This is a genomic window from Marinagarivorans sp. (assembly GCF_982758155.1).
The window spans coordinates 1-26,118 of record NZ_CEXWTU010000044.1 but is presented as its reverse complement, the minus strand read 5'-3'; the positions used below and the strand labels follow the sequence as shown (position 1 = coordinate 26,118).

Below are 26,118 nucleotides of genomic sequence, written 5' to 3'. Positions count from 1 at the left end.
ATCAATCACTTTTCGCATTCTATCTAAGTGCGTTGCTTTTCTTTGTGCTTCAATATTGGTTGGGACAGGCACTCGCTTAAATACAAAAGCAACTAATAATTTAGCCTTAGCTACTTTTTGCGTATAGCACTGAAAGTATCGAGTATAAGGCAATCAAGCTAAGAATCAGAATGACTTAAAACGAGTGCCTGTCCTGCATGATTTCACGCGAGGTATAACGGCGGGGAATTCTATAAAAATCATCCCTTTTTAATCATTAATATTTTTAGGGGCGTGGCAATATGTAGGTACCAGCCAAATGGGCACCCATGCCGGGTGCAAGTGCCACCCAGTGCAGGCTAGGCTATGTCACAAAACAAGCGACGGAAAAGGCGTCAATTTAATAGCGTATTAGTATTGCCCTTTCTTCCACCGCTTAGCTGTAATTTTATCGAGCTTTTTACGGTATCGAATTGGTGAAAACTCAGTTTTTTCTCCACGCATAACATCGAATATATCTTCACTAATTATAGCGCCAATCGCGTGAATAGCTTCATGACGATCAAGCCCTTGTCGTGTTAATTTTGCTATTGTTTCTGAAATCAGCGCAACACCCATAGCTAATTGATTTTCTACTATTACATGTAGCGTGCTATGGATAGACAGCGCAGCCTCTTCCTCGAATTCATCATCGTTTGAGTTTTCATGAAATTCTTTTACAGAATCAATTCGATCGCATTCTGATAAGGCCAACCATTCCTCTTTATTTGGCTCAACTAGCGGATTATATGTATTCATACTATTCACCTTATAACTCTGAAAAACTTACTGAACATCCATCACTTTTTCGCGTGCCTGCCCTGATTTATTTTTTACTTGCAGGTTAAGCTTTACCCGACCGGGACTTTCACCCTGCAAGACTCCACAGCATTAAACTTGACGCTCTAACGTTTGCAGCAGGAACCCCGCTTTTTGGCGTCGCTTGGCTGTTTTGGTTAAGTGTGAATCAATCTTGGAAGTTCTTTCATTGACTTGAAACTTTCAACCGACGGAAACTCACACAACTCATTGTACCTATTATAAAAAAGCGTTCTCATTCCCGCTTTATAGCCTGCTTCAACACCAACAGGGCCATCATCGATTACAATGCATTCTTCTTCGGAAAACCCCATATCTTTAGCTGCATATTTATATATTCCAGGGTCTGGCTTCCAGATTTTCACCTCATATGAGCTATAAATATTTGACGCAAAATAATTGGTCAAACCACACACTCGCAGCGCCTGTTCGATTTTATGCACTGGGCCACTTGAAACCACTGCCTTTGGGTGATCTAAATTCTTAAGCGCTTCTTCGATATCCTCAATGGGCTTTAGCTCAGTATCGAAAAGTTCAGATACAATTGCTCGATAATGATCGACAAAGTTTTCAGGCAAGCATATTTCATGCTCCTGTTCTAGCATATCGAGTATTTTGGCTAGCTTCCAACCTCGAAACCGGATAACAAGTTCATCCGCATCTAGTTCAATCCCGTATTCTCTAAATTTTACTACAAGGCCAATATTACAAAGCCTCTCACTATCTACAAGTGTACCGTCACAATCAAATAATAGGCATTGATTCATAGAAACTCCGGATACTTAACGCCCACAACAGCGGACGTGTTTTAAGTGTTTGAGCGAAGCGAAAGCAGCTTAAAACCGTTCCGCTGCTTGTATTTTTTAGCACTAAACATTGAGGTACATAAATAGAGTGTTTTCTTTGGCTTTAAAATCTCTTTTTAAGTAAAACTCTTGTGCTGGCGTGCCTCGATCAGTTAACAATACCAAAGCTGATATTCCATTTTCTTTGGCGGAGGTACTTAGCTGTGATATGAGTTTGCTACCAATACCTTTCCCCTGACACACGGACGATACAAAGAGTTCTTCAACTTCAAGCTCGTACTCTCCCATAAAGCTACCCATTCTTGAAAGAATACCGCCTATAATCTTGCCTTCATTCTCAACTAGGAAGCCATAAAAACCAGGGCAATTAAAGATTATCGATAATCGCTCAAATGCCCACTCATACTTCCAGTCTTCGCACCACGGAGGCTCTTTAGAAACTGCCATATATAAGTGTGAAAGTTCAGACAGGTCAGACTTGGATATTTCACGAATATTCATATTGAGTGCTAAAGCAGCTATGTGCGGCAAAGTTTTTGGTGATTTTTGTGTGGCAGTCTTTATCGCCGTAAAAAAAGCGACAGAAAGCTGTCAGCATGATGGTTTTGTTAGCCTAGTTTGCTTACTTTATTACGATCTTTCATTAATCCGATTTTAATCAACGTTTTAGCTACAACTCTAAATCTTTTAATTTGATCTTTAGTTGGGGCTGCCACTTTCTGAAGAAGTTCGTATTCTTTTTGAAGCCTCTTCCACTTATGAGTTTTGATCCTACACTCAATACAGTGAATACACCTCGCATCAACCCAAAACCCTAAATTTTCATACCAATATTTTTGCTCTTCTGCAAAAAATAGAAATGTTTTTCACATTTCTTACATTGAAGTAATTGATCATTATATATTTCGTAATAGGCATATACAGCATCAGTCGCATTTTGCTTTGATGGATCACCAATTACAGTATTCAGAATACCATTTTTTGGGTTTTCGTACCGTGGGTGCTTTACTAGCTTCATTTACGCCCCTCCAAAAAAAGGCTAACGCTTTTATTACCGGCAGAAAAAGTGATGATACTTTTGTGCAAGAATTTGCGAATCAAATGTACAAAAGGAACAACGCCTTGGCTGACCAGCCACGAAGTGGCGATGGTTGACAAACTTGTTATGATGATTAGCTGCATTTTAAATTATAAATAAATTCACAGCTGAAAATAGTAGCACGACTATAAATAACAAAATCACTTATCATTAAAATAATTCTGACCACGTTGACTGTGAGGCTACACGTTAATTTTGTTAGCAATTTCCGTCAATTTTAATTTCATCGCCTCATCAATTTCCTCTGGCTTTACTGAAGAAATAATATTACGTAATACACGCATTTCATTTTGGTCTATTTCGCCATCTTTTTCAGCTATATCAAGTATTGCACCCAACTCTTTTGCATCTAGCTTACCATCATTTGAAAAACACTCGATTGACCGAAAAGACATTTCTAAATAATCTCTTGATTCACTCATAATACTTCCTCTCTTTTAGGTTTTTTTGTTCTTAACGCTTGTATGTGGGGTCGAAGTGTAGTTGCGAAGTAACGGAACGGAGGTCCAAGCGGCAAAGCCGCTGAGCCACGATACACTTGTTATAACTTTGGCTTTCACTGATTGTTTTGTACTTGCTGATTATTACCTTAAATATTTTCAGTCTTTCTCATTGGTATGACTCGACAAGCGGTGCATGCCAACACAGTGAAACAATTGATTATTTTTCCTTGGGAAGAACACCACTTTCTTCCAATTTCTTTTTTAGTGATCTAGTCTCATTTAGTGCTGCTAATGCGAATATAAACCCCATCATTCCAAATACCATACCTACGGTTTCCATTTTCGTCCTCCTATTTATTACAGTTATAACATTTGATTCACGCTCATGGCCACATATAGGAATATGTCTACATATAGACATTTATGTCTATAACTATACCTAAATGACTATATATAACCATCTCCCAGCATTAAACTTGTGTCTATATCTAGACATTTATCAGCACTGCCTTCACTTTGAGCCCTAGGCTGAGGGCAGTACGTCGCAGTTTGGGATGACCCAATATTGCTATGGCAGGCATAACCCACGCTCAGAAACAGGTGTCGGTATTCAGCTCTGGGGCCGTCACAAACAGGACGTTTGTGCAGAGCTTACAAGGAAGTATTCACGCGTGCCCCAGAGGTGAATGCCGACACCGCCGGACCACGCCGCCCACCCTTTGAACTCAAAAACTTACTGGGTGGCCAATTAATATTTTCGGTTTCGTCCTCCCCACAATCGCAGTAACTTCTACCGCAGTTGTGGCGAACACATCGGTTTTAGGATTACACGTTAACAGCCACTTTTAAGGCAGCGCTATGGATTCACACAGGCCAGGGTTGGTCGGATTAATAGTGATCCCAGTAACGTCCATGCACTCATTTACGCACTCGATGGATGTGCCACTACCTTCAAGGCCACCAACCGAAGCCTGCTCTAGCGTTGGAAAAGAACAGGCATTGGTCGTTTGGCATTGATTGTTTGTCCATTCGTAACCATCGTGGCAGTTATTAACCGCCGGCGTTAACGACAAGGTTTGGCGATGCGTCTCGACATGGCAAGCATTACGGCCTACGTCAATCTCATTGAGCACTATAGGTTCATAGCCCTGAAGCTGAATGGATAGACTGTAATTACCTGCGCGCTCATACCCGGCGGAGAAATAGCAACCTTTCGCACCATTTGTACCACTCGAGAATGAGGTGGCATGTATATATTCCACATAAGTTTGATTATTGTCACTTAAGATTACCTGCCCGATACAACCGGGATTAACATCAGCTAGGGAATCATGGGTTACCTGAATATTAATCGCTGCGCGCACATCTGTTGTGCATGCGCCAGTGCACCCACCCAGTAAGCTGGCCGTAATTAGCACACTTGGGAGCAACGATCTCTTTGTGATAGTTAGCATTGGCTTTCCTTTTAGTTAGTCGTTAATTAGCTGAATTCAACATAATGCGCAACGAGTAACCAACCGTCTGTAGGTAAAACTACGTAGATTAGCGATGGGATTGCCAAACTGCCAACATGCCCTTAATCGTCGTCCCAAGCGGCAAAGTGTTGCACTAAAAAGTCGATAGCCAGCCTTACACGTAAAGGCATAAAACGTTTATTTTGATAGACGATCCAACTGCTACTGCCCTGCCCCCAAAAAGGCTCCAGTATCGGCACTACGCGCTCGCTCTCTAAAGCCGCTTTAAACGTGCTTTTTGGCATATAAGCTACACCTAATCCTTTTTCGCAGGCATTCAGTACAACGTTGGCGTTGTTGCTGCGCCATTTGCCCTTCACTTTCACCACCGCCTTATTGCCATCAACTATAAACTTCCAGGCATCACTGTTCGAAAGAATACATTGATGACTTTTCAAGTGAATCGGGTGCTTGGGGGTACCGTGTTTTTGCAAATACGCTTTACTTGCAACAGCCATCATTGGGCGGCTTACAAGCTTGCGGGCAATTAAGTTAGAGTCGCTTAGTTCGCCGTAACGAATCGCAAAATCAATACCGTCTTCAGCCAGGTTAACCAAACGGCTATTCAAGTCTAAGTCCACCGTTAGGTCGGGATATTGAGCGACAAACTCCATTAAAGCCGGGGCAACAAAGTGTTCCGCAAAACCACCAGCAGCACTGACTCTAAGCGTACCGCTAAGGTTAATTTGTTGCTGATTAACCTGCTCGTTAGCCTGCTGAAGCCCCATGACAAGGTCTTTAGCTTGCTGGTAATACGCTGTGCCACTTTCGGTAAGGCTGACTAATCGCGTAGAGCGCGCTAAAAGCACACAACCTAAACGCTCTTCCAAGCGGGCAACCTGCCGACTCACGTGGCTAGTACTGCACCCCAATTGCTTGGCCGCTGCCGAGAACCCATGGGCCTCTGCCACTGCCACAAACTCAACAATCCCATCAAAACTATCCATCTCGCCCCCATTGTTGCCATATAGCAATACTGATTACTCATTTTGATTCATTATCAGCCATACAGCAATTAGCTATAGTCACTACTCCGCGAACGACTACAGATTTATTTAACGAGGAACCATCATGAAAAAAGTGCTTATCCCGGTGACTAACCATGCAACGTTAGGCGATACCAACCACGTTAACGGCACCTTCGCCCCAGAGCTAACCCATGTGGTACACGTATTCAAAGCAGCGGGTATCGATTACGAAATTGCATCGATTAACGGCGGGAAAGTGCCTATTTACGGGGCAGAAGTAGAGGGTGATGACGTGAATGCAAGCGTGTTAGCTGACGAAGACTTTCAAAACCGAATTAATAACTCACTGCCCGTTTCTCAGGTCAATATCTCTGATTATGATGCCGTTTTTTACCCCGGCGGGTTCGGCCTACTTAGCGATTTAGCCACCAACGAAGCGTTTGCCAAATTGAGTGCCGTGCATTATGAACAAGGTGGCCTTTTAGCGGCGGTATGCCACGGCCCAGCTGCATTACTGCCTATTACCTTGAGTAGCGGTGAGCCTTTGCTTGCGGCTACATCCGTTACGGGGTTTAGCCGTGAAGAGGAAGTCGACTACGGTACGATCAATGATGTTCCGTTCCTGATGGAAGAAGCGCTAACCCGTAAAGCGGCTCGTTATAGCAAGGTACAACCCTGGACATCATTCATTATCGAAGATGGCCGTGTAATTACAGGCCAAAACCCCGCCAGTGCGCATGCCGTTGGCACTGCCATCGTTAAGCAGCTTAGCGCTTAGCGATCACCTGCAAGTTCTGCGTCGCTGGCGCAGAGCTTGGCGGCCCCTCAAAGACTCGAGCCCCGCTAACATCTGAACCGATGAAGAAAGATAGAATGTAACAACACCCCGCTCACTCCTGCGTAGGTTATCATTGCAGCTTTGATAATTACTGGAGTTTGAAATGTACAATGAGATTTTAGAGGGCAAAGTGGAATATACGCTTGTCCCGGCAATAAGAAGATTCCCAGTATATTTAGCTTTTTTGTTGCTAATATCGCCGGTTGCACTGGTTATTGCTTTAACCGGTGGGGTTTATAAAAATAAATCGGGAACTGCGATTCAGCTCAACCGATTTGTTTCTATTTGCTGCCCCATAACGTTTACGATTGCGGGATTCTTTGCGCTGTTGCTGTAAGCCACGATAAGACACTATCGTGACAGTCATATGAATACATAAAGGCTCGAAATACGATCATTGCGGAAAAGTGCATTTGCACAGTCGCCCATTAATTTTTAATTGCTTCATGAGGATTCCACCATCAACACTGATATTAATACCTCAAACCGAAAACCTTGGAAGGCGTTAGGCATTGTTGCTGCAATTATTGTCTTTATCGGGCTTTTGGTTATGTTTGCGCCAAAGGGCTTTAATATGAGCCATGAGCAAATCGGTACCGGTAAACCAGCCCTTGTATTTGTTTACGACTCGAACCTTACCGTTAGCATGAAGCAGTCTGAAGAAATGAATAAGGCACGCGACCAATTGGGCGATAAAGCTTTATTTATTTTCGTAAAAACCGGCACGCCGGAAGGTAATAAGCTAATCACTAAGCATAACGCCCAATCCACCGAGATATTACTCTTCAACCCATCGGGCCGCTTAGTGAAAAGACAATATGCCTTGAAGAATGCGAAGGAATTAGTGCAGCTAATTAACACACAGTCCGCTAATGAAGGCATTTAAAAAGGAGCGGACTCAAGAGGGAAAACCGTACCGCACCGTACTTGCGAATAACGGTCTTCCTCACCATTACGCCGACAACCTTTCTACTGTATTAAAAAATGCTCAACCTATGCCACTGTAAGTAAACATATTGTATCGCAGGCTTTGACATAGACGATTTCAAGCAGGAAACACGATGACTTTAAATTGGCAAGTGCACAAAAACCTTAATCCCTTTAGCCCCTCGGCCGAGGGCATCGAGCATGCTATTCACCGGGCAGCAGCAGCTGAATATGATGAGAGCGCTATCAACTCTGCCGTAATATTATGCATTGATAAGGCCGTGTCACTACTCGGTAATAATATTGATGATAACTCGCGTTATTTTATTTTTGAATGGGATGTTATACATTCAACATTAAGCATTGCGGTAACAAATGATAAAAAAGAATGCGATTCACCCGCTGTAGTGCAATGTGATTTTTCAGGGCTAGCCGACCACATTAAGGCCGTTAAGAACACTTCGGATATCGCACACAGCCAAGAGATTGCGTTATACACAGAAAGCGTGACAGATATCGCCAGAGATTATCTAACCACCTGCCCGGATTTCTTTAGATATTCATTAGTGGCAATATTTCACACCGGTGATCGCAGTAATAGCCTTTTACTCTAGAGGCAGGCATTGCTGGTGTTATGCGCAGCAATCTACTCTATGGATATTATGCATGAACAAGGATGTTGCAGAAAAATTTGAATCTTACCCCCTTCATATAAAACAGCATATTTTTAAATTACGATCGTTAATTTATGACGTCGCAAATGAAGACAGTATTAACGATTTAGACGAGTGCCTAAAATGGGGCGAGCCTAGCTATATCACCAAGTATGGCAGCACACTGCGCATTGACTGGAAAGCAAAAACGCCTAACCAGTACGCCCTATACTTTCACTGTAAAACGACACTTATAGAAACATTCAAAGAACTGTACCCAAGTGTTTTTCAATATTCGGGGAATCGAGCCATTATCTTTGTTGCCGGCGAAGCCATTGCAACTCAAGAATTAAAACACTGTATATCGCTTGCGTTAAAGTACCACTTGGTCAAAAAACTCCCTTTGCTCGGCGCATAGCTTTTAAAGCGATTGCCAAGCCGCACCCTTTTACTCTTCACACCTTCTCTCCCTAAAACACTAAGGGGCGAGGCAATAATAGTTTGTCCAATTAGACAAGGGCGCCGGCTTTCTCAACAAGGCGCTCGAAGGGGCGCATGCCGGGGCATGTAACGCTTTGAGCAACGCTGTTGAGGAAGCAGGGGGCAAGTATTATTGGATAAAGTATTTTTTCCTCGGCCCTAAAGCCCCATCGCTTACCATCGTGTATAGCCGTTGGCACTTGGGCTTATAACTACATGTACACATATCACCTCTTATATAACTATTATGTATAACAAATAAAGATACATTATGTGATTCATGCGTAGTAACTGCCGATAGATGATGAATTGACTTCGTTCATATTCCAAGAGCATCGCAGAGGAGGCCTTATGGCTACCAACTACCAGAATCAGCATGATAACGGCAAAGTTTTTGAGCGCATCCCTAAAGGAAAAGCACTCACAGACAAATATATCCACGCTAACGAGATTGGCACTTTTGATCCTTACCGTTGGTTATTACTTGCCTTTAATGACCTCTACAAAGCCCCCGCATTATCTCTTTTCTTTGGCGCTATATTTGCGGTTATCCCCGCCTTGATTCTGCATTTTGTCTACAGCACCGGTAATTGGATGTTTCTATTACCCGCGTCTGCTGCCTTTGCACTTATTGGCCCAGCCTTTGCCACTGTACTTTACGATATTGCATGGCAATTAGAGAAAGGGCAAAAACCCAGCTTTAAGCACAGCATTAAAATGTTAGCGCGCAACCCTGCCGGTGAATGGGCCTTCGCGGTTGTGCTACTCGTTTTAATGATTGCCTGGATGCGCCTGGCCGGTATTATTTACGCCCTCTACCCTGCGTACGCAAACCCTAGCATTGAAGAACTATTACCGTTTTTAACTCTAGGCTCTTTCATTGGCGCTGCATTCGCTACCATTGGGTTCTCCATCTCAGCGTTCACCCCTCAATTACTGCTAGAGCGCCGGCTGGATATGATGACGGCCATAGCCACATCTATAAACGCCGTACGAAAAAACGTTAAAGCCATGATTGCATGGGCAGCCTTAGTTTTCGTACTCATCTTGATAGGTTTTGTGACAAATGCGATAGCTTTTATCGTGATTATGCCTTTACTCAGCTTCGCTAGCTGGCATGGATATGTAGCGGTAATAAAAACAAAGCATCAACGTAAATATGAGTAAGCATTTTATTTCATTATATTTAGCATAAAAAGCCAAAGGGAATTGATAATTCCCTTTGTCAATTAGTGCTACGCTCCTACTAATATTACGCTCCTACCTAATAGGTAACATTTATTCCCCCGCGCTGCTCCACCCCAGAAAATACCCTATTGCGAATAGTAGAGTTATTTAGCGGCTTACTACCAACATCCTTCACCACTTAACTTCACAACTTACCTTCACGGTATAAATAATGGCTACTATTTTCTAGAGCCATGCAAAATTTTATATCTATTCACTTTATGATCACTAGCTTATAACTGACATTACGCAAATTTTTATTTGGGTAATAATGGTTAACGGTAAGGGTAATTACTCACAACATCGGATGCCAAAATAGCCTTTAATTAGGGTTCAATCATTGAGCAATCCGAGGCGACACAATGAAAACCTTACCGCTAATAAGTTTACTGTTAATGGCATTTTTTTGTTCGAGCGTGCAAGCGCAGCTGCAAGTGGCGGCGGGGCCTAGCGTAAGCTCTGGAAGCCCGAGTGCAGCAAATTTTTTATACAAAGATTACAAGATATGGTTCAACACTAATCAATTCAATAACGGCTGGAATGCCGACCCTGCGGCAGTAACCGCATACTCCGTGACCATTGCCCACATGCCCGGCTCTACGCTGTTTAATAAAGCATTAAATACTTGCGCCCATAACACTCCCAACTACACCTTCGCGATTATGAACGGCTATACCAACGCAGGGCTCATCTATCAGTCGCACGAACCCTCACCCACATCCCCGCTTATGACGCAGTTTAACTTTTTAGTGGTTTGCTCTGATTAGGGTAACGGGTAAAAGTTTTCATCCTTTAGTGCTTGGTGCAACACTCTTACCTTCGCGGCTAAAAGCATTACATGCCCAAGTAAGAATGCCGCACCTAGTCACCAGTTAGATAAACTATTTGCCCTGGCCCCTAAGTATCAATATTAGCCAAAGGGTTAAAGGTGTTAGCTTTTTCTGGTATCAGGATTAGTTTTAATCAAATAAACGAAAGGAATAGCAAAAGGGCCTAACACCGCTAACGCCATATCCCACCACACGGACAGTTTATTACCGCGAGACTTCGCTATGTAGTGGCAAAGCAGCGCACTGACCAACCATACCGAAACCAAAAGATAGGCTGTCATCATAATATTACCCTCAATAATTTGTTAACGCCGTTACCGGCTTACCCCGAATAACTTACGGCATACTATATTGCTTGTAAATAACACTTTGAGCAAAGTAGATACATGGATAGAGGGGAATATGGATAGATGGCTTGTTACTCCCTCACGCCCAAGCCCCTATTTTTTCTTGTTAGACATTGAATGCCAATGATACTTCAAGCCCATAAGATGCAATAAACCGATACCTAAACAAACAGCCGAGGTGCCAACCCAAAAACCAATACCTAAACTGTCGACATAAGGATTAGAAACAAATACCGGAATAAAAAATCCATAAATACCCCGAATGCAATAAACCGCCGTGATCAAGACTAGGCAAGTGCGCAGTAACGGCAAACGGAAAATAACGCCAGCACCCGATAAGGCATATAAGCCCCAGCCGGTTAAAACGGACGCAATTAATAGCGTCACGAAAACAGGGTACATTTTTCTCTCTTCAGCCATCTGCGCCATGGCCTCACCGGCACCAAAAAAACGATACCAATCTGGGCCGCCGAAAATAATCGCGATATGAATCAAAGCGGCGAAAAAACTTAAGTTGCCGGCTACGGTTAAAATGTGTGCGGATATTTTCATACGTACTCCTTTCGATGAGATGAGAGACTCTGCGGGAAATTATGCTTTAGGGACGAGGCAATAATAGTTTGTCCAATTAGACGTGGACGCCTATTTTCTCAATAAGGCGCTCAAAGGGAGGCATGCCGGGGCATGTAACGCTTTGAGCAACGCTGTTGAGGGAACAGGAGGCAAGTATTATTGGATAAAGTATTTTTTCCTCGGCCCTGACTCTGTTCTGGTCATCTAGCCCTCCAAGAACGATTCCAGCCCGACTCTCGCTTTGCTCGGCATAAACTCAACCACACTATAATCCGCAAGCCCCGCTTTATAAAAAGGATCTTCCTTCAAAATAGCCTCTACGATAACCCTTCGGCTGGCGCGCGCGATAATGACTCCGCCAGTGCGCGGTACTTTTGCGCCCGACAGGATAAATAGGCCATTGCTGTAATATTTGTCGAGATAGTTCCGATGGGCAGCTAAGTGCGGCTCGACCAAAGACAGGTCAACTTTGTAGGTAATCGATATAATGAACACGGCTAGGTCCTTTAGGTGGCTGGGCTCTGGTGTGCAGCTTATCAATACTGTCGGATATCGTGAACAGTATTGCATTATGAACCAATCAGTCCTAAAATAAAGAACAATAGGTGCAGGGTTATGAAAACACACACACAAGCTGGGCCCGGTAGGCCTTTGGCCTTTGACCCTGAGCAAGCATTGCAAGCCGCGCTGCAATTATTTTGGGCGCAAGGTTACGAGGCAACGTCCACCACGCAGCTAATGAGTGCAATGGGTATATCCAAAAGTAGCTTGTACCAAACCTTTGGCTCCAAACAGAATTTATACAATCAGTGTTTAGAACAATACGGTGAGTTTACGGCCAACTATATGCGCACAGCTTTAACGCAGGCCAAATCACCTAAGCAATTTATTTTAGACCTTGTGGCCGGCACTGCGGCGCAAGCGGGCGCACCAAACATGCCTAGCGGCTGCTTTATTGTGAATACGGCTTGCGAGCTGGGAACGCAGCATGCTTTTACGGGGGCGCTATTACTCACAAGGCGCGATAAGGCTTACCAGATTATCTTAGACGCCGTTAACGCTATGCAACAACAAGGCGAGCTCAGCTTTACGAAAAAAAGCGAGGCCCTAGCACGGCAAATTTTTGCCTGTATTTGCGGTATGAAAGTGATGGATAAAATGGCTTTTAGTGCCGAAGAACAAGCGTGCTGTGTAGAGATGATACGCGCACTATTGGAGTACAAATAACACCATAAGCCTTTGCGTATTCCTCATGCAGTAATAGTCACCAGCCCGAGCTTGCTCGGGTTTATTTTCACCATTAATGGACTGATCGGTCCAATAAAAACCTAAAAGGAAAAAAACATGGACATACCCACATCACTTTACCCCCCATTGAATTTTACCGAGCACACAGCACTAGTAACCGGCTGTAATCGCGGTATTGGCCTTGCTTTAGTCAAAGCCCTTTTGGCCACCGGCATTAAAAAAGTGTACGCAACCACACGCAACCTTTCAGCAATGCCAGACTTACAACACGATAAATTAGAAGTGCTCGAACTGGATATCACCGATGCGGCCTCGGTTACCCGCGTGGCACATATCGCAAGCGATGTAAGTCTTTTGATTAATAATGCCGGCATTGCAACAACCGCAGGGCTTGGCGATAGTAATACAGCTGCATTACAGGTTGATATGACGACTAATTACCTGGGGACTATGCAGGTAATCCAAACCTTCTTGCCGGTGCTAAAAGCCAACACCAGCCATACCGCGCATGCGGCTATTGCCAATGTTGTTACGATTGGGGCCTTTGCAAACCTACCGGTATTGGGAAGCTATTGCGCCTCTAAAGCCGCCCTCTTTTCGGCATCCCAAGGTTTACGTATAGAGCTGAGTAATACACCGATACAAATACACACCATTAACCCTGGCCCGACCGATACCGCTATGGCAAAAGATTTTGATGGCGATAAAACCAGCACCCAGGACGTTGCAGGTGCCGTGTTGCAGGGGTTAGCCGAAGGCGAACAGGATATTTTTCCAGACCCGGCTTCGCAAGCGATGTTTGCCGCTTGGCAAGGAAACTATAAAAACCTAGAAGCACTATTCGCCCAGATGAGCCAACAAGCGACGGTTAATACTTAACAATCCATAGTTCCTCTAGCTCTGCACTTACGGGCGGGTCGAATCATCAGGCATTGGGTTAATTGTTGGCTCGATGCCGATTCCTGCTGCGCGAGAAGATTGCGGGACAGACACTCTATATTCCAATTTAGAGTGTCTGTCCCGCCAACTTCCTGTCCGGCTTTATTTGGTAGGTTCTTCACACTTTTTAGAGTTTTTATCGGGTATTGTGAGGGGTAAAACGCGATACACTCGAAAAGTGCTTAAAGGACATAAGAGATGATGAACCCTAAATTTCACCAAGCAATAACGATTAAACTATGGGCTGCATTACTGTTAGCCGTTAGCCTTGCGTCATGCGATGGCAGTACATTGCCCTCAAACGCCCCTTCAACACTCGGGTGCGAAACCTATAAGGGCCAAAAACTCCAGGGCGTGTTTCGCCTTAGCCCACCCAATACCACTCCGCCCGCCGGCGAGCTGCCGGTATTCCAGCTGCCAACAGACTCAACGACCGTGCATTACACCCTGGGTGACAACAAACCGCAGCAAGCGACTTTGACCTGTAATGACGGCGCCTTTGAGATCGTAAATACGCTAGAACCAACCGACATCATCGCGACACAAGGCTTGGAGTCTGGCCCGTTCGTTGATGTATTTTTAAAAGCGTCATCCGAGGTTTATACCTTTTTAGTGGTCGGCCAACAAGAAACCGCTTGCACCCAAGAATACGCGCCGGTTTGCGCGGTTACCCCATTGGGTGTAGATGACTTTTGCGATACCGATTGCCCTTTCGGCACACTACAAACCTTTGCCAATACCTGTAGCGCTGAAGCGCAAGGCGCGCTCATCATGCAAAAAAGCGACTGCGGCGAGAAAGAAGGCCGAACCTACACAACGCCAGACTAGCAACATGGCTTTAAGCTGCTTCGCGATCAAGCCAAATACAATCGGGGACATCCATAACACTAAGCGATCAAATCAACAGGTTAGTGTTCTCTAGAATGATCCCCTTCTCAAAAAGCCGCTAAAGCTTGACAGCCTTAGCGGCTTTTTTATTGCCTATAGCCCCCGCAAGCCCCAAACGAACTAACGGCAAGATTGCGGGACAGGCACTCTATACTCCAATTTAGAGCGCCCAATTTAGAGTGCCTGTCCCGCCACTTTCTTCCCCTGTCAACGCTTAGCCATAAGGGTTACCCATTACCGCCCATGACTCGGGGCCTCGGCGATGCGCTACATCTTACCGAGTAGAGGACTTACACCTCTGGATCTATTCGCCAGCTTTGCTTGGCGCACTGAGTGTCCTCGTTTATTTCGTTTATTTTCACACCCCAAGCTTTAAAATGATAAAAAGCCAAGAGTGTTCGTTTTTTGATGGGTATTGTGTGACACGTATCACCAATAGGTATTAAAAGAAAATAGGCTGATGAGGGAAGTTGATTGTGCGGTGTTGTAACAGGTATATCGCAGTAATGACTGCGAAGACACTTTCCATAAGGAGCGACACATGGGTAATATCTGGCAGAAAAAACGTAATTTGTTGTGCCTATTAACCACAACAAGCCTACTCAATGCCTGCGGCGGTAGTGGTTTAGAATCTTCATCACAAGTCACCCTCTCAACATCCTCGGCAACCAGCAGCAGTTCCCATACATTAAGCAGCGCAAGTATTTTGAGTCGCTCAAGTGCTTCTGCACAGTCCAGCCTCAGCAGCCAATACACTGGCCGCTTGGAATGGCAAAAACCACTTTCGCCTTCGCTTAGGCAGCCGCTGGTTGGGCTTGAGAGCAATCTTAAACTTTTAGAGTTTGTAGATATGGATAACGATGGCCATGATGATGCTGTCGCCATACGGGAATCTGGCGGACGCGTTGAGCTAAAATATTTCCATAATAATGGTGCCTCCACCAGCATTAATACCAACCCAAATCAAGTCACCTTAACCCCCAGTGTTATTGCCGAAATCAGCGAGCCTCGGTGGCTCAAAGTGGCTGATATGAACAATGATGGGTTAACAGATATTCTGCTGCCCGGTGTTGATGGTTACCACATTTACTTGCAAGAAGCCGATAACCTCGGCACTCCTAGGTTTGCGCACCACTACCAGGGTATACCCGCGAATGCTCAGATTAGCTTGCTAGCGATGCCTGAGTTGGCGGACCTGAATGGTGATGGTTTTCTGGATTTCATCCCTTTGCGTAAAAGCAACGACAACGAGCCTTGGCTTTGGTTGAAAAATTCCGCAACAGAAAAAACAGCCTTTGATTTAGAATCGATAGTCACTCTTCAGGGGGAAATCTACCGGCTTTTCACCTGCGATATTAATAATGATTCCCACATGGATATTATTTATCGAAAGCGTCTTGGTAATTATCCTTTACTTTTACTCAATGATGGCCAAGCATCGCCCACCTTCCAACACGCGACCATCGAAGGGCTGGGGCAGCAGGCGATAAGCTTACAGGCCTGTGATGATGTTAATGGCGATGGTTTAATGGATGTTATCGCGTCGCATCAGGATGATTACAAATTGTCTTGGTACGAGCAGACCGAGAATCCAGATCCGCACATTATTAGTGTTAGCCAAAACAGCGTTGAGTTCCAAGGTAACCCTATTACTGGTACTCTCGCAGTACAGGTTCGGGATATGGATGGTGATGGCGATTTAGATATTGCCACGGGGCCCTATAACCTAGATCGCGTTAATTGGTTAGAATTTGACGGTAAAGAATTTATTGTTACCACAGCTGAATATGGCTTCATGCCAAAACAACCTACCGCTGGGTATAAACGTGCCCAGCTCGGTGTGTTAAGCGGCAGCGCACATCCTAAAGCGATCCTACAAAATACAACCCACTTTTCGCATGCGCCTCGCTCCCTTTATTCTTGGCAGCAACCTGCCAGCAATACGTTTTTGCTATTACCGGGGGCTCAGCAATCGTTGGCATTAGGTGTTAACAGCAAGGCTAATGAGAATGTCAGTTATCGTCTTATCTCCGTTGCCGGTGGGCTGGCACAAGCGCAGGTGCAACTGAATGCACTCACAGGAGAGGTGAGCGTAACAGCTCCGGCCAATGCTAAAGCCCATGTACTGGTAGCGGCCTTTTGGTTAGAGGCGAGTACACCACTGCGTAGCCGTCGGCGTTATGTCGAGGTGCGAACGTATCTTGATGATTCTGATGCTGATAATGACGGTATTGTTAATACCGACGATGCCTTGCCGCTTAACCCTCTCGAGCAAGCTGACAGTGATGGCGATGGCATCGGCAATTTTGCTGACAGTGATGATGATAATGATGGCTATCTCGATTCAGAAGATGCTTTCCCTCTCGACAAAAACGAAGCACTCGATACCGACAATGACGACATCGGCAACAATACCGATATTGATGACGATGGTGATGGCACGCCGGACCGTCTCGATGGCTCGCCATTAGGTCGCGCGTCCGCTCAAAGGCCGATACTACTGGATAGCGATCAAGACGGAACGGCGGATATTGATGACAATGCACCGCTCGACCCGACGCGCTTTGCCGTACCCCGCTGGCAGGCCGGCGGCCCTTTAGTGGCGCCCGAATTGGATGTATTTGATCAGCCGCCCAGCGAGTTCACTTGGCTTGATACCATACTGCAGCACCCCGATTATGTGGACAAGTCCTATCGTCAAGAAATTATCAGCGCCGATATGAATGGCGACGGCCAGCGAGAGTACCTTACGCTCTGGAAAAACATCGCCCAGCAATACAGCTTATGGTTGCATAGGCCTGCTGCTGATACGGAGCGTCAAGGCCTTGGGGCCCTTTGGCCGACACCACGCTTAGAACATCACCTTATTAGCGGTGATCTGGGGGTTGCGTTGGGTACGGAGGATGCCATTGATCACATCTTAGCGAGTGATATGAATAATGATGGCAAGCTGGATATTCTGGTGCAAACAAAAAGCACCACTGACTACCGTCGTAAGCTCCATTGGTTGCAAGCTAAAGAGTTACAGGCTAAAGCGCTACAAGCGAATGCGTTAATGCACTTTGAAGCCCAGCCAGTAGCACTCCTGAGTGACCTACCTTCCTTGGGTACTATTTGGAGTGAAGACCTTGACGGTGATGGTTTTACCGACTTAGTCGCACTCGATAAAGAGCGGTTACGTATTTTTACCCATCAAGGGCTTAAGGCGCCGGAATTTACTGAGCGCACGATCATTAGCGCACAAGCCGGTGGTCAGCTTGACCTTGGGCAACTGCTGTTTGGTGATATTGATGGCAACGGCCTTACAGACATTCTGAGCGTGGCAGGGCAGACCGGGGCTGGCTCTCCGGCATTAACACAACTTCTACCGCTGAACGAAGAAGAGCTCGCGTTACTCAATGTCGATGATGCGAGTATTAGCACAGGCCTTATTGCCTTTCTCCAGCACGATGCCGCTTTTAAAGGTGTGCAATTGTTACCGGTATTGCCTGATGAGCAACAGCTTACCTTGGTCGATTTTAATCGTGATGGTCAGCTTGATATATTAATGGCTGAGTTCACGCTTAGTAACCAGTTCACCATCGCGACCCACCTTAAGTTGTTCACTAATCAAGGCGTCAATTCGCAAGATACTAGCGTCGTGCCTGCGCCGAGTTTTAGAGTGGCATCGCTCTATGACACCGATTATCAAATGAGTAACTTACAAATTGCGGATATCGATAGCGATGGCGACTTAGATATTTTAGGCCGGATCGCGCATTCTCCTCGTCCGGCTAACTGGTTATGGCTGGAGCAGAATAACCCTTTTCATAGCTCGCAGTTTTCCGCGCATTACATTGGCACAGGCAGCCCTTATTTGCTAAGGGAGCTTTCGCTGGGCCTTAACGACCTTGACCACAATGGCATTAGCGAGCTGATTGATGAAGGGGACAACATCGCTAGCCAAACCCTTAATTACCAACTATTAACCATTGCCGAAGGTGAAGCCTTAAATGTCCCTTTACTTGCCAGTGACGCTGATGGTGACCCTTTAAGCTACAAAATTATTGGCGGGCCCGATGCCGCATTAGCACTGGCCTCTATTGATGCGCAAAATGGACAATTCAGCTTTGAGGCCGCGCCAGTATTAAGCGATACGCAAGATGCTAACGGTGACGGTATTTATGAATTTTGGGTGTCGGTGAGTGATGGTATTAGTCACAGTAATTTATGGTTGCGCATTGCGGTTTATGAAAACGACGGCGATAAAGATGATGACGATGTAGCAGATGCTTTGGATGCCTTCCCGCTCGATAGCCGCTTAAGTGCAGACCAAGACGGCGATGGTATTGATGATAGCCGAGATGAAGATCAGGATAACGATGGCGTGATGAATAATCGTGATAACGCACCGCTCGATGCCGCCAGTACGGGTGGGCCCGTTTGGCCACAATATCCAGCACTAGCAGGGGACGCGCTCTATACTCGGGCTTTTTATCTCTTTGTCGCAGAAGGCGAAACGGCCACATTCAACATGCAAGCCCGTGACCCCGATCAAAACCCGCTGGCCTATTCGATGACAGGGGAAGATGCCACTATTGCAGATTTATTCACTGTTGATCGGCACACCGGAGCCATCACCCTTAATCAGGCCCCGAATATTGATACCCCGTTAGATGCCGATACCGATAATGATTACACGCTGAGCTTAACGGCGAGTGATGGTTATTCTGTCTCATCCATTACGGTTATTTTCCGCATTTACCGGGATGATGGGGATGCCGATGATGATGGCACGCCAGATACAAACGATGCCTTTCCGTTTAACCCTGCTGTAGTTGTCGATTATGACGGGGATAATATTGGCGACCAACTTGATCCAGACGACGACAATGATGGAGTTGATGATGTTAACGACAGCGCGCCTTTTTCGGCCGATAATCAATACGCCCCGTTCTGGCTTTACCCGTTAAAAAGTACGCGGTTTTCTGCTGAGCTGTCGCCTAATCCGGCTCCTGCGCTTTATGAATTTGCTGCCAGCGGTGATATTAACAACGATGGGCACCTAGATTTTGTGGCTGTTTCCTCCAGCGATCGTTTAATCAGTTGGTTCTTGCATAACGGTACCGATAAGCCGAGCTTTACGCGCTATTCCCAAGATCATCAAGTGGTGCTCACCCAAGCGGTAGAGTTGGTTGATCACAACGATGATGGTTTTTTAGATGTATCACTCATTACCTATAAAGGCATTTGGACGTTTGAGGCCAGCGGACAAGGTGGTGAAGGCGAGCGCTTTAGTCTGCCATCAACCTTTATTACGGATGAGAAAAAAGTGGCCAGCGCAGGTTGTTCATCTCGCTCTCAAGCGTCTTACGGACAAAGGCCCAAACAATTACGCGACATAAAATTAGAACTTATTCAGAAGAAAAAAACATGCCCCGCCATTGACCTAGAAGGTGATGGCGACTTAGATTTTTTATTGGCAGATGGAAGTTGGTTAGAAAACCATACTGGCGTAGTTTTTGAGCACGGCTTTGGGCGCTACATTTGGCAGCAGGTGCCCGAGCCGATTGTACCCGGGGCTTTTACGGTCGGAGATTTTAATAACGACGGTCACATCGAATGGCTCGCTTACCAACAAGAGCAGTGGCAGGTTTTAACGACAGCCGAATTGATTACGGTCGCGCGAGGGAGCTTATACGTGAGTGCGGAACCTGCTATTGATGTAGAAACCACACCCACCTACAGTATTACCCTAGGCCCAGATGCGCATTTGTTTACGGTTGATAACAGCGGAGATATTTATTTTAAAGTGCCCGCAAGTCTGGGCCAAAACGATGCCAATCAAGATGGTTTGTATGAGTTTTGGGTATCTGCAAGCGATGCCGACAGCACCATACACCGCCGTTTACAGGTGACTGTGCAATAATACTGAAGGTTGTAATAGAAAAGCATTCGAGGACACCCCAAACCCGTATATTCCACTCATGAGTTTAATAATGCAGGACAGGCACTCTAAAAAAATGTAACTATTCAGACATGCATGAATAGGCCGGCAAACTGATCATTTTCTGGGCCGCTCAAGCCATCCTTGGGCGCTATGCAAGCGTTCCTGACGCTTGAATGCCCAGAAAACAATCAATTCGCCTTTTAGGTTGGCATTATTTCTAACCCACCTGAATAGTTACAAAAAAATAAAGACACCCACAATTCAGTAAAAACGCTAGAGTTCGACAACGTCCAAGAATTTTTTCGACCATAGATCCAAAACACACAATAACCCCAAAGCCAATGCCTTGGGGTTATTTATTGATGCAGGAGTAATGGTTTTTAGTGCCGCAGAATTGTAATTGAAGTCGCTTCGAACTAAGCGGCGCGCTTTTTCCAGCGCTTAGCGAATAAAGCTTGATAGTGCTGCTAAAAATGCTGTGTTTGCAGCAGCCAAGCATCGATGTCGATATTTAATCTTGCGAGTATAGGCGGTAAGTTAACGGCGATGGCGCCACGCTGACGTATAGGATTTACTACTCCAACGATTGCAGGGATGCAATGGAGTTGGGTATCGTCGCGAATAATGCGCCCCGTCCAGTCAACCAAATTAATATAATCAATTTGATCAAATAGCGCATTTTTTAGGTAATGAGTTCTTTATACTCTTTTACTTATTTGACTGATGCCTGTCCTCGATTATGCTCTAAATTCCTGAGGCTCAATAACCTTCATGCCACTCACCGGCTTACCTTTTTTTGCAAGGATAATATTTGCACCGCACACATGCAAATATGACGCATTATGCAAATATTTTTTTTGTTTATAATGTTGAAAAATAACAACTTACGAGGGAGTGGCCATGAAATTCAACTTCAAATCAATATTATTATATTCAGTATTATCAAGCACATTTATTTTAGCGGCATGTGATTCTGATTCTAATTCAAGTCCAGATATAGACCAAAATCTAAATGTATATGCAGATCCACAAGTGCAAGCCAAGTCCGTATTTAGTGAATTATCCACAGGTGAAACGATCCACCACCTTGAAACGGGTTCAGGAGATACGATCGTTTTCCTTCATGGTTTACCTGCATCAGCTTACTTATGGCGCGATGTACTGCCCTTGGTTGGGCAAGAATACAAGGCTATTTCAGCTGATTTACCTGGGTATGGTTATTCAGATGCTCCCTTCTCTGGAGATTATAGTTTTACCTCATTAGCAGAGAGCTTAAGTGAATATATAGATCAAATCGCAGACGAGCCTATTATTTTAGTCGTAACCGATATGGGATCAGTCCTCGGGCTGAACTATATCGTAGAAAATTCAGATAAAATAAAAGCATTAGTCATGGTAGAGGCTGCTTATATGCCCGCAGGATTGTTTTTAAAGCAGGTGACCCCAGAGCATATTGAATTCATGCAGCTATTACAAGATGACGTTAAAGGGCGAGCAGTCACAATTGAAAATGCCAGCATTGTTGAGTCTACATTACAGAAATATAGCGTCAAAACACTGAGCGATAATGAACTGAGTCATTATTCAGCACCTTATTTTGAACCCGAAGATAACTATATGGCGAAACGAGAAGTGCTATTTAGGGCTTTTGCAGAAGGCGGAGCAGAAGAGTTTTCCGCAATGGCAAATGAAAATGCAGAAGCTTTGATCAACGCACAACTTCCCACTTTACTGCTGAATGCAAAACCTGGTTTTATGAATAACCCAGCAGCAATAGAGTATGCCATTGATAATTTTCAAGATCTTATAATCGTAGAAATCGAAGCAGCAAGCCACTTCGCACCAGAAGATCAGCCAGAGCTCATTGCTGAAGCGATTATCACCTGGGCAAAAACACTAGAAGATTGATAAGTTAAACTAGGTTTTATTACTTACTGCACTTCGGACAGTTTTTGGCCCCATGAAGATCGTAAAATAGGCATATAGGGCTAGCGATACAGGTGTAAAAAATAGAATTTTTAAATTTTGAGACAATTTGGTTTCTGATATCAAACAACTCACAAGATTTACCTATGACAGATCTAGTAAACACTATTTTCAGCTTGATGCCTAGCGGGAATATAATCGGGGACATCCATAACACTAAGCGATCAAATCAACAGGTTAGTGTTCTCTAGAATGATCCCCTTCTCAAAAAGCCGCTAAAGCTTGACAGCCTTAGCGGCTTTTTTATTGCCTATAGCCCCCGCAAGCCCCAAACGAACTAACGGGACACACTCTCTAAATTCTTTTGAACTGTTCAATTAGCACGCCAAAAACGATTCCGGCCCGACCGATACGCTATGGCAAAAGATTTTGATGGCGATACAAGCAGCGCTCAGGATGTTGCAAGTACCGTGCTGCAGGGGTTAACCGATTAATACTTAACAATCCACAGCTCCTCTAGTTCTGCACTTACGGGCGGGTCGGGTAGTTCGTCTAGAATCATCAGGCATTGAGTTAATTGTTGGCCCAATGTCGATTCCTGTTGCGCCATTACAAATTGCCAAATGTACCGTCTCAGTTTTTCGATATGGAATAGGACTTCTTTGTCCATTAAATAAGCCCGCTCAATTTCACGGTACTTCTCGGTAAGCTTTTCGCTGCCAACCACATCCAAAAAGCGAACATAGCCTTCATTAATAACGCCAGAGCGCTCTATGGTTGCCACGATATGGATCATCGAATTTTGTAACAGATGTATCGCTCTATTACCGTGGGTATAACCAAAAGAGGTTAAGCAGCCTTGAAGAATATCCGCACAGGCTAGGGTATAACCCAGCGAACATTTCACCGTGTCGATAAAGGCTGGCATTACCGCTGGTGGCACGGCGGGTTCTTCGCTAGTGGTAGGTTCTAATAACGCAATTAATACACGGCCAGCTTCAGCATAACGGCTGTCTAAATTAACTTGAATAACGGGGATTAAATCGCCCAGTGTTCGCTGGCTTTGTTTTTGATGCTTACGGTAAACCGCGTAAACGCTATCTAATAATTGAATCAGCTGCCCCCAAGATGAGGTACCTTTGGCCACTTTCCCCTTTGGGTAGCCAGTACCATCGGGTAATTCATGGTGATCTTGTACCGCCACGCTCACATCACGCGGTAAACCTTTTACCATCGATAAAATACCGCAACCAATCTTCGTGTGCGCTTTAACTTCAACCCACTCTTCCGTGGTGAGCTTTCGCTTCGCGCTCGGTATTTCCGGATTAATATGCAACATGCCTATATCGTGGCACATACCGGCTATAAATAGGGAGCCTATTTCCGGCCCCGCTTTGTTCATTTTCTGATAAATAACAGTGCTTAACCAGGCACAGAAAATGGATTGGGTATAAATAGACGGTAAGCGTGCCCGCATCACAGTAAGGTGCTGCCGTAATATTGCGTAGCGACACAGCAATTTAGAACACGCCTGTACAATATTTGAATCTAAATGTAACGTAGCAATCTCTTTAAGCGACGCATCCTCATTGATGGTCTGCATGATATCTAAATACAACTGCTCCGCAGTTAATTCACACCCTAAAGACACCACCGCAAACACCGGCAATTTAAGGTTAGCGGCATCCAATGCTTGCAAAGCGACTTCGTCCATCCTCATGCCACCTTCGGCTATCGCTTCCCCGGCAAGCCCTTTTAAAGCCATAGTGGCATACACCGGGTGATCACTCCCCAATGCCATTAAATGTGAGATATAGGCATGCTGTAATACCGAAGACGAAACGATTGCCGGTGTCTCTGCACTTGCAATACCTTTATCCATTGGATCGATATGAGTGGAAGCATTCATAACCGTTAATTCTCAGTCAAACCGCAGCCTTAAATTCACCTCTGATGTGCATAAGGGGCGTACATGAAATAACTTCCCGTTTTTGAATTCCTGGGGACACCTTGCCTTCGTTAAAAATATTTGCAATAGCCGGCTATTACGCCATATTTTCGCCTCGTCAAGCAAGCACCCAAAAACCCAAATTCCAGCAACTTATTCAATGCACACCCCTAAGTGATCAAGCCTTATAATTTTTGCACATAAGGGCAAGGCAACTACAGAAGTATACGGGTATTAAAATACCAGTTTTAATTCATGTACAACGCAGATTATTGGCGAGTGGCTCTTTTACGCGTTTAACGGTAACGATGTAAAATATTTAATTATTAATACAAAACATTTCACGCACAAGTCAGAGAAACACCGCCTATCTATAGCCGTAAGCAATAAGGTGGGGCGTATTAAATAATATGTTAGAAAGGTTTTTAGGTAGGAATATAACTTTTTGTTACACGTCAGCAAGTGCTAAATGGAAACAATTATAAAGGAAGCTAATTTAGGGGCGTGCATGAAATAACTTCCCGTTTTGTAATTCCTGGGTGCACGCTTGCCTTCGTTGAAAATATTTGCAATAGCCGGCTATTGCGCCATATTTTCGCCTCGTCAAGCAAGCACCCACAAACCCAAATTCCAGCAACTTATTCCGTGCACGCCCCTTAGCCTCCTTATGGAAGGGAGTACAACCGGCTGATTAGGCCGCTTTAATTTTACTGTTTTCGATACCGCTCTGTTGCGCGGATTTTTGCCCTGTTTGGTTAATTGCGATAGTTCGAGGCTTCATTGCCTCGGGAATCTCTTTCTTCAAGCTAATCGTCAACAAACCATGGTTAAGCTCAGCGCCTTTTACTTCAACATGCTCAGCCAAATTAAATTTTCGCTCAAAAGAACGGTTCGCAATACCTTGATGTAAATAAGAGCTTTCTGTCGCCGCCTCTTTCTTACCCCGTATGGTCAGCACCCCTTTCTCAACTTGTATATCGACGTCGTTATCCGCGAAGCCAGCTATGGCCAATGTAATGGCATAACGATTTTCTTCTAATACCTCAATGTTATAAGGAGGGTAGCCAGCACTGACGGCATTACTTTTAAGCGTACTATCTAATAGTGTCGCCAAGCGATCAAATCCTACGCTGTTACGGTATAAGGGTGTTAAATCAATTGAGTTCATAACATATTCTCCGAGAAGCAATAATTTAAAAAGAACAAAAAGTACCTTGGCGCACTGCTAGAGTCTCGCCGGTACGCTTTAAATATGTGTTCTCTTTTTTGGCTTTCAAGGGGTTATTTTTCAATATTTTTTATTTTTAATAAATGATCCATAACGACTTGAAGTATTACTTTATGTCTCAATATTGAATAGGTGTTATGGGTTTTCAAGCTCACCCAAAATTCCTAAACATAAAAAATCTGCTTGAGGAAGTTAACCCTAAGGGCCGAGGAAAAAATACTTTATCCAATAATACTTGCCTCCTACTTCCTCAACTGCGTTGCCCAAAGCGTTACATGCCCCGGCATGCGCCCCTTCGAGCGCCTTGCTGAGAAAACAGGCGCCTTCGTCTAATTGGACAAGCTATAATTGCCTCGCCCCTGAAGTGCGTGATCTTAGGGGCGCGCACTGAATAAGTTGCTGGAATTTTGTTTTTTGGGTGCTTGCTTGACGAGGCGAAAATATGGCGCAATAGCCGGCTATTGCAAATA

24 protein-coding genes and 1 pseudogene are annotated in these 26,118 nt (G+C 44.8%); 12 read left to right on the top strand and 13 right to left on the bottom strand.

What is annotated here, in order from left to right:
* Positions 1-390: 390 nt before the first annotated feature.
* The 8 genes and pseudogenes from AC3A8L_RS07385 to AC3A8L_RS07350 form a co-directional block, all read right to left on the bottom strand.
* Entirely contained in the window at positions 391-777 is a 387-nt protein-coding gene (locus AC3A8L_RS07385; protein WP_487961594.1) for a hypothetical protein, read from the bottom strand.
* 197 nt (positions 778-974) lie between these two features.
* The gene (locus tag AC3A8L_RS07380) at positions 975-1,604 is read right to left on the bottom strand and encodes an HAD-IA family hydrolase (protein ID WP_487961593.1); all 630 of its coding nucleotides are present in this window, start codon (positions 1,602-1,604) and stop codon (positions 975-977) included.
* 102 nt (positions 1,605-1,706) lie between these two features.
* The gene (locus AC3A8L_RS07375; RefSeq protein WP_487961592.1) at positions 1,707-2,144 is read right to left on the bottom strand and encodes a GNAT family N-acetyltransferase; all 438 of its coding nucleotides are present in this window, start codon (positions 2,142-2,144) and stop codon (positions 1,707-1,709) included.
* Positions 2,145-2,251: 107 nt separating this feature from the next.
* Positions 2,252-2,494: pseudogene (locus AC3A8L_RS07370) on the bottom strand (hypothetical protein); the annotation flags it as partial.
* A gap of 430 nt (positions 2,495-2,924) precedes the next feature.
* Positions 2,925-3,164: a hypothetical protein gene (locus AC3A8L_RS07365; protein WP_487961591.1), complete on the bottom strand. Its 240-nt coding sequence runs from the start codon at positions 3,162-3,164 to the stop codon at positions 2,925-2,927.
* A 238-nt stretch (positions 3,165-3,402) separates the two neighbouring features.
* The gene (locus AC3A8L_RS07360) at positions 3,403-3,525 is read right to left on the bottom strand and encodes a hypothetical protein (RefSeq protein ID WP_487961590.1); all 123 of its coding nucleotides are present in this window, start codon (positions 3,523-3,525) and stop codon (positions 3,403-3,405) included.
* 505 nt (positions 3,526-4,030) lie between these two features.
* Positions 4,031-4,639 (bottom strand): hypothetical protein, encoded by a 609-nt coding sequence (locus AC3A8L_RS07355; RefSeq protein ID WP_487961589.1) that lies wholly within the window; start codon positions 4,637-4,639, stop codon positions 4,031-4,033.
* A gap of 122 nt (positions 4,640-4,761) precedes the next feature.
* The gene (locus AC3A8L_RS07350; protein ID WP_487961588.1) at positions 4,762-5,646 is read right to left on the bottom strand and encodes a LysR family transcriptional regulator; all 885 of its coding nucleotides are present in this window, start codon (positions 5,644-5,646) and stop codon (positions 4,762-4,764) included.
* A gap of 124 nt (positions 5,647-5,770) precedes the next feature.
* Between AC3A8L_RS07350 and AC3A8L_RS07345 the strand changes: the two genes are divergently transcribed.
* The 7 genes from AC3A8L_RS07345 (at position 5,771) to AC3A8L_RS07315 (ending at position 10,559) form a co-directional block, all read left to right on the top strand.
* Positions 5,771-6,445, top strand: coding sequence for a type 1 glutamine amidotransferase domain-containing protein (locus tag AC3A8L_RS07345; protein WP_487961587.1), 675 nt, complete (start codon positions 5,771-5,773; stop codon positions 6,443-6,445).
* Between the two features lie 163 nt (positions 6,446-6,608).
* Positions 6,609-6,842 carry a hypothetical protein gene (locus tag AC3A8L_RS07340; protein WP_487961586.1) on the top strand — a complete coding sequence of 78 codons (234 nt, stop codon included), beginning with the start codon at positions 6,609-6,611 and terminating at the stop codon, positions 6,840-6,842.
* 237 nt (positions 6,843-7,079) lie between these two features.
* On the top strand, positions 7,080-7,391 hold the full coding sequence (locus AC3A8L_RS07335; RefSeq protein WP_487961585.1) for a hypothetical protein: 312 nt from the start codon (positions 7,080-7,082) through the stop codon (positions 7,389-7,391).
* Between the two features lie 175 nt (positions 7,392-7,566).
* Positions 7,567-8,046 carry a hypothetical protein gene (locus tag AC3A8L_RS07330; RefSeq protein ID WP_487961584.1) on the top strand — a complete coding sequence of 160 codons (480 nt, stop codon included), beginning with the start codon at positions 7,567-7,569 and terminating at the stop codon, positions 8,044-8,046.
* Between the two features lie 52 nt (positions 8,047-8,098).
* The gene (locus AC3A8L_RS07325; protein ID WP_487961583.1) at positions 8,099-8,503 is read left to right on the top strand and encodes a DUF1801 domain-containing protein; all 405 of its coding nucleotides are present in this window, start codon (positions 8,099-8,101) and stop codon (positions 8,501-8,503) included.
* Positions 8,504-8,916: 413 nt separating this feature from the next.
* Positions 8,917-9,732 (top strand): DUF2189 domain-containing protein, encoded by an 816-nt coding sequence (locus AC3A8L_RS07320; protein WP_487961582.1) that lies wholly within the window; start codon positions 8,917-8,919, stop codon positions 9,730-9,732.
* A gap of 422 nt (positions 9,733-10,154) precedes the next feature.
* A complete protein-coding gene (locus AC3A8L_RS07315) occupies positions 10,155-10,559 on the top strand; it encodes a hypothetical protein (protein WP_487961581.1) in 405 nt (134 codons plus the stop codon).
* A gap of 164 nt (positions 10,560-10,723) precedes the next feature.
* Here the strand turns inward: AC3A8L_RS07315 and AC3A8L_RS07310 are convergent, their stop codons facing one another.
* From AC3A8L_RS07310 to AC3A8L_RS07300, 3 genes are all read right to left on the bottom strand, one after another.
* Positions 10,724-10,906 (bottom strand): hypothetical protein, encoded by a 183-nt coding sequence (locus tag AC3A8L_RS07310; RefSeq protein ID WP_487961580.1) that lies wholly within the window; start codon positions 10,904-10,906, stop codon positions 10,724-10,726.
* Positions 10,907-11,062: 156 nt separating this feature from the next.
* Positions 11,063-11,521, bottom strand: coding sequence for a hypothetical protein (locus tag AC3A8L_RS07305; protein WP_487961579.1), 459 nt, complete (start codon positions 11,519-11,521; stop codon positions 11,063-11,065).
* A gap of 225 nt (positions 11,522-11,746) precedes the next feature.
* Complete coding sequence (locus AC3A8L_RS07300) at positions 11,747-12,037, bottom strand: YciI family protein (protein WP_487961578.1); 291 nt, start codon at positions 12,035-12,037, stop codon at positions 11,747-11,749.
* A gap of 120 nt (positions 12,038-12,157) precedes the next feature.
* Between AC3A8L_RS07300 and AC3A8L_RS07295 the strand changes: the two genes are divergently transcribed.
* From AC3A8L_RS07295 to AC3A8L_RS07275, 5 genes are all read left to right on the top strand, one after another.
* Positions 12,158-12,769 carry a TetR/AcrR family transcriptional regulator gene (locus AC3A8L_RS07295; RefSeq protein WP_487961577.1) on the top strand — a complete coding sequence of 204 codons (612 nt, stop codon included), beginning with the start codon at positions 12,158-12,160 and terminating at the stop codon, positions 12,767-12,769.
* Between the two features lie 117 nt (positions 12,770-12,886).
* Positions 12,887-13,669, top strand: coding sequence for an SDR family NAD(P)-dependent oxidoreductase (locus AC3A8L_RS07290; RefSeq protein WP_487961576.1), 783 nt, complete (start codon positions 12,887-12,889; stop codon positions 13,667-13,669).
* Positions 13,670-13,927: 258 nt separating this feature from the next.
* Positions 13,928-14,557 (top strand): hypothetical protein, encoded by a 630-nt coding sequence (locus tag AC3A8L_RS07285; protein ID WP_487961575.1) that lies wholly within the window; start codon positions 13,928-13,930, stop codon positions 14,555-14,557.
* Positions 14,558-15,158: 601 nt separating this feature from the next.
* Positions 15,159-20,525 carry an FG-GAP-like repeat-containing protein gene (locus AC3A8L_RS07280; protein WP_487961574.1) on the top strand — a complete coding sequence of 1,789 codons (5,367 nt, stop codon included), beginning with the start codon at positions 15,159-15,161 and terminating at the stop codon, positions 20,523-20,525.
* 921 nt (positions 20,526-21,446) lie between these two features.
* Positions 21,447-22,454, top strand: a complete 1,008-nt coding sequence (locus AC3A8L_RS07275; RefSeq protein WP_487961573.1) for an alpha/beta fold hydrolase — start codon at positions 21,447-21,449, stop codon at positions 22,452-22,454.
* Between the two features lie 508 nt (positions 22,455-22,962).
* Here the strand turns inward: AC3A8L_RS07275 and AC3A8L_RS07270 are convergent.
* Positions 22,963-24,381 (bottom strand): HD-GYP domain-containing protein, encoded by a 1,419-nt coding sequence (locus AC3A8L_RS07270; protein WP_487961572.1) that lies wholly within the window; start codon positions 24,379-24,381, stop codon positions 22,963-22,965.
* A 730-nt stretch (positions 24,382-25,111) separates the two neighbouring features.
* Positions 25,112-25,588: an Hsp20 family protein gene (locus AC3A8L_RS07265; protein WP_487961571.1), complete on the bottom strand. Its 477-nt coding sequence runs from the start codon at positions 25,586-25,588 to the stop codon at positions 25,112-25,114.
* Positions 25,589-26,118 lie beyond the last annotated feature (530 nt).

Excerpts from the sequence above, each read along its gene's own strand:
- AC3A8L_RS07385 (WP_487961594.1), bottom strand. The coding sequence starts at position 777 with ATGAATACATATAATCCGCTAGTTGAGCCAAATAAAGAGGAATGGTTG.
- AC3A8L_RS07380 (WP_487961593.1), bottom strand. The coding sequence starts at position 1,604 with ATGAATCAATGCCTATTATTTGATTGTGACGGTACACTTGTAGATAGT.
- AC3A8L_RS07375 (WP_487961592.1), bottom strand. The coding sequence starts at position 2,144 with ATGAATATTCGTGAAATATCCAAGTCTGACCTGTCTGAACTTTCACAC.
- AC3A8L_RS07365 (WP_487961591.1), bottom strand. The coding sequence starts at position 3,164 with ATGAGTGAATCAAGAGATTATTTAGAAATGTCTTTTCGGTCAATCGAG.
- AC3A8L_RS07360 (WP_487961590.1), bottom strand. The coding sequence starts at position 3,525 with ATGGAAACCGTAGGTATGGTATTTGGAATGATGGGGTTTATATTCGCA.
- AC3A8L_RS07355 (WP_487961589.1), bottom strand. The coding sequence starts at position 4,639 with ATGCTAACTATCACAAAGAGATCGTTGCTCCCAAGTGTGCTAATTACG.
- AC3A8L_RS07350 (WP_487961588.1), bottom strand. The coding sequence starts at position 5,646 with ATGGATAGTTTTGATGGGATTGTTGAGTTTGTGGCAGTGGCAGAGGCC.
- AC3A8L_RS07345 (WP_487961587.1), top strand. The coding sequence starts at position 5,771 with ATGAAAAAAGTGCTTATCCCGGTGACTAACCATGCAACGTTAGGCGAT.
- AC3A8L_RS07340 (WP_487961586.1), top strand. The coding sequence starts at position 6,609 with ATGTACAATGAGATTTTAGAGGGCAAAGTGGAATATACGCTTGTCCCG.
- AC3A8L_RS07335 (WP_487961585.1), top strand. The coding sequence starts at position 7,080 with ATGAGCCATGAGCAAATCGGTACCGGTAAACCAGCCCTTGTATTTGTT.
- AC3A8L_RS07330 (WP_487961584.1), top strand. The coding sequence starts at position 7,567 with ATGACTTTAAATTGGCAAGTGCACAAAAACCTTAATCCCTTTAGCCCC.
- AC3A8L_RS07325 (WP_487961583.1), top strand. The coding sequence starts at position 8,099 with ATGAACAAGGATGTTGCAGAAAAATTTGAATCTTACCCCCTTCATATA.
- AC3A8L_RS07320 (WP_487961582.1), top strand. The coding sequence starts at position 8,917 with ATGGCTACCAACTACCAGAATCAGCATGATAACGGCAAAGTTTTTGAG.
- AC3A8L_RS07315 (WP_487961581.1), top strand. The coding sequence starts at position 10,155 with ATGAAAACCTTACCGCTAATAAGTTTACTGTTAATGGCATTTTTTTGT.
- AC3A8L_RS07310 (WP_487961580.1), bottom strand. The coding sequence starts at position 10,906 with ATGATGACAGCCTATCTTTTGGTTTCGGTATGGTTGGTCAGTGCGCTG.
- AC3A8L_RS07305 (WP_487961579.1), bottom strand. The coding sequence starts at position 11,521 with ATGAAAATATCCGCACACATTTTAACCGTAGCCGGCAACTTAAGTTTT.
- AC3A8L_RS07295 (WP_487961577.1), top strand. The coding sequence starts at position 12,158 with ATGAAAACACACACACAAGCTGGGCCCGGTAGGCCTTTGGCCTTTGAC.
- AC3A8L_RS07290 (WP_487961576.1), top strand. The coding sequence starts at position 12,887 with ATGGACATACCCACATCACTTTACCCCCCATTGAATTTTACCGAGCAC.
- AC3A8L_RS07285 (WP_487961575.1), top strand. The coding sequence starts at position 13,928 with ATGATGAACCCTAAATTTCACCAAGCAATAACGATTAAACTATGGGCT.
- AC3A8L_RS07280 (WP_487961574.1), top strand. The coding sequence starts at position 15,159 with ATGGGTAATATCTGGCAGAAAAAACGTAATTTGTTGTGCCTATTAACC.
- AC3A8L_RS07275 (WP_487961573.1), top strand. The coding sequence starts at position 21,447 with ATGAAATTCAACTTCAAATCAATATTATTATATTCAGTATTATCAAGC.
- AC3A8L_RS07270 (WP_487961572.1), bottom strand. The coding sequence starts at position 24,381 with ATGAATGCTTCCACTCATATCGATCCAATGGATAAAGGTATTGCAAGT.
- AC3A8L_RS07265 (WP_487961571.1), bottom strand. The coding sequence starts at position 25,588 with ATGAACTCAATTGATTTAACACCCTTATACCGTAACAGCGTAGGATTT.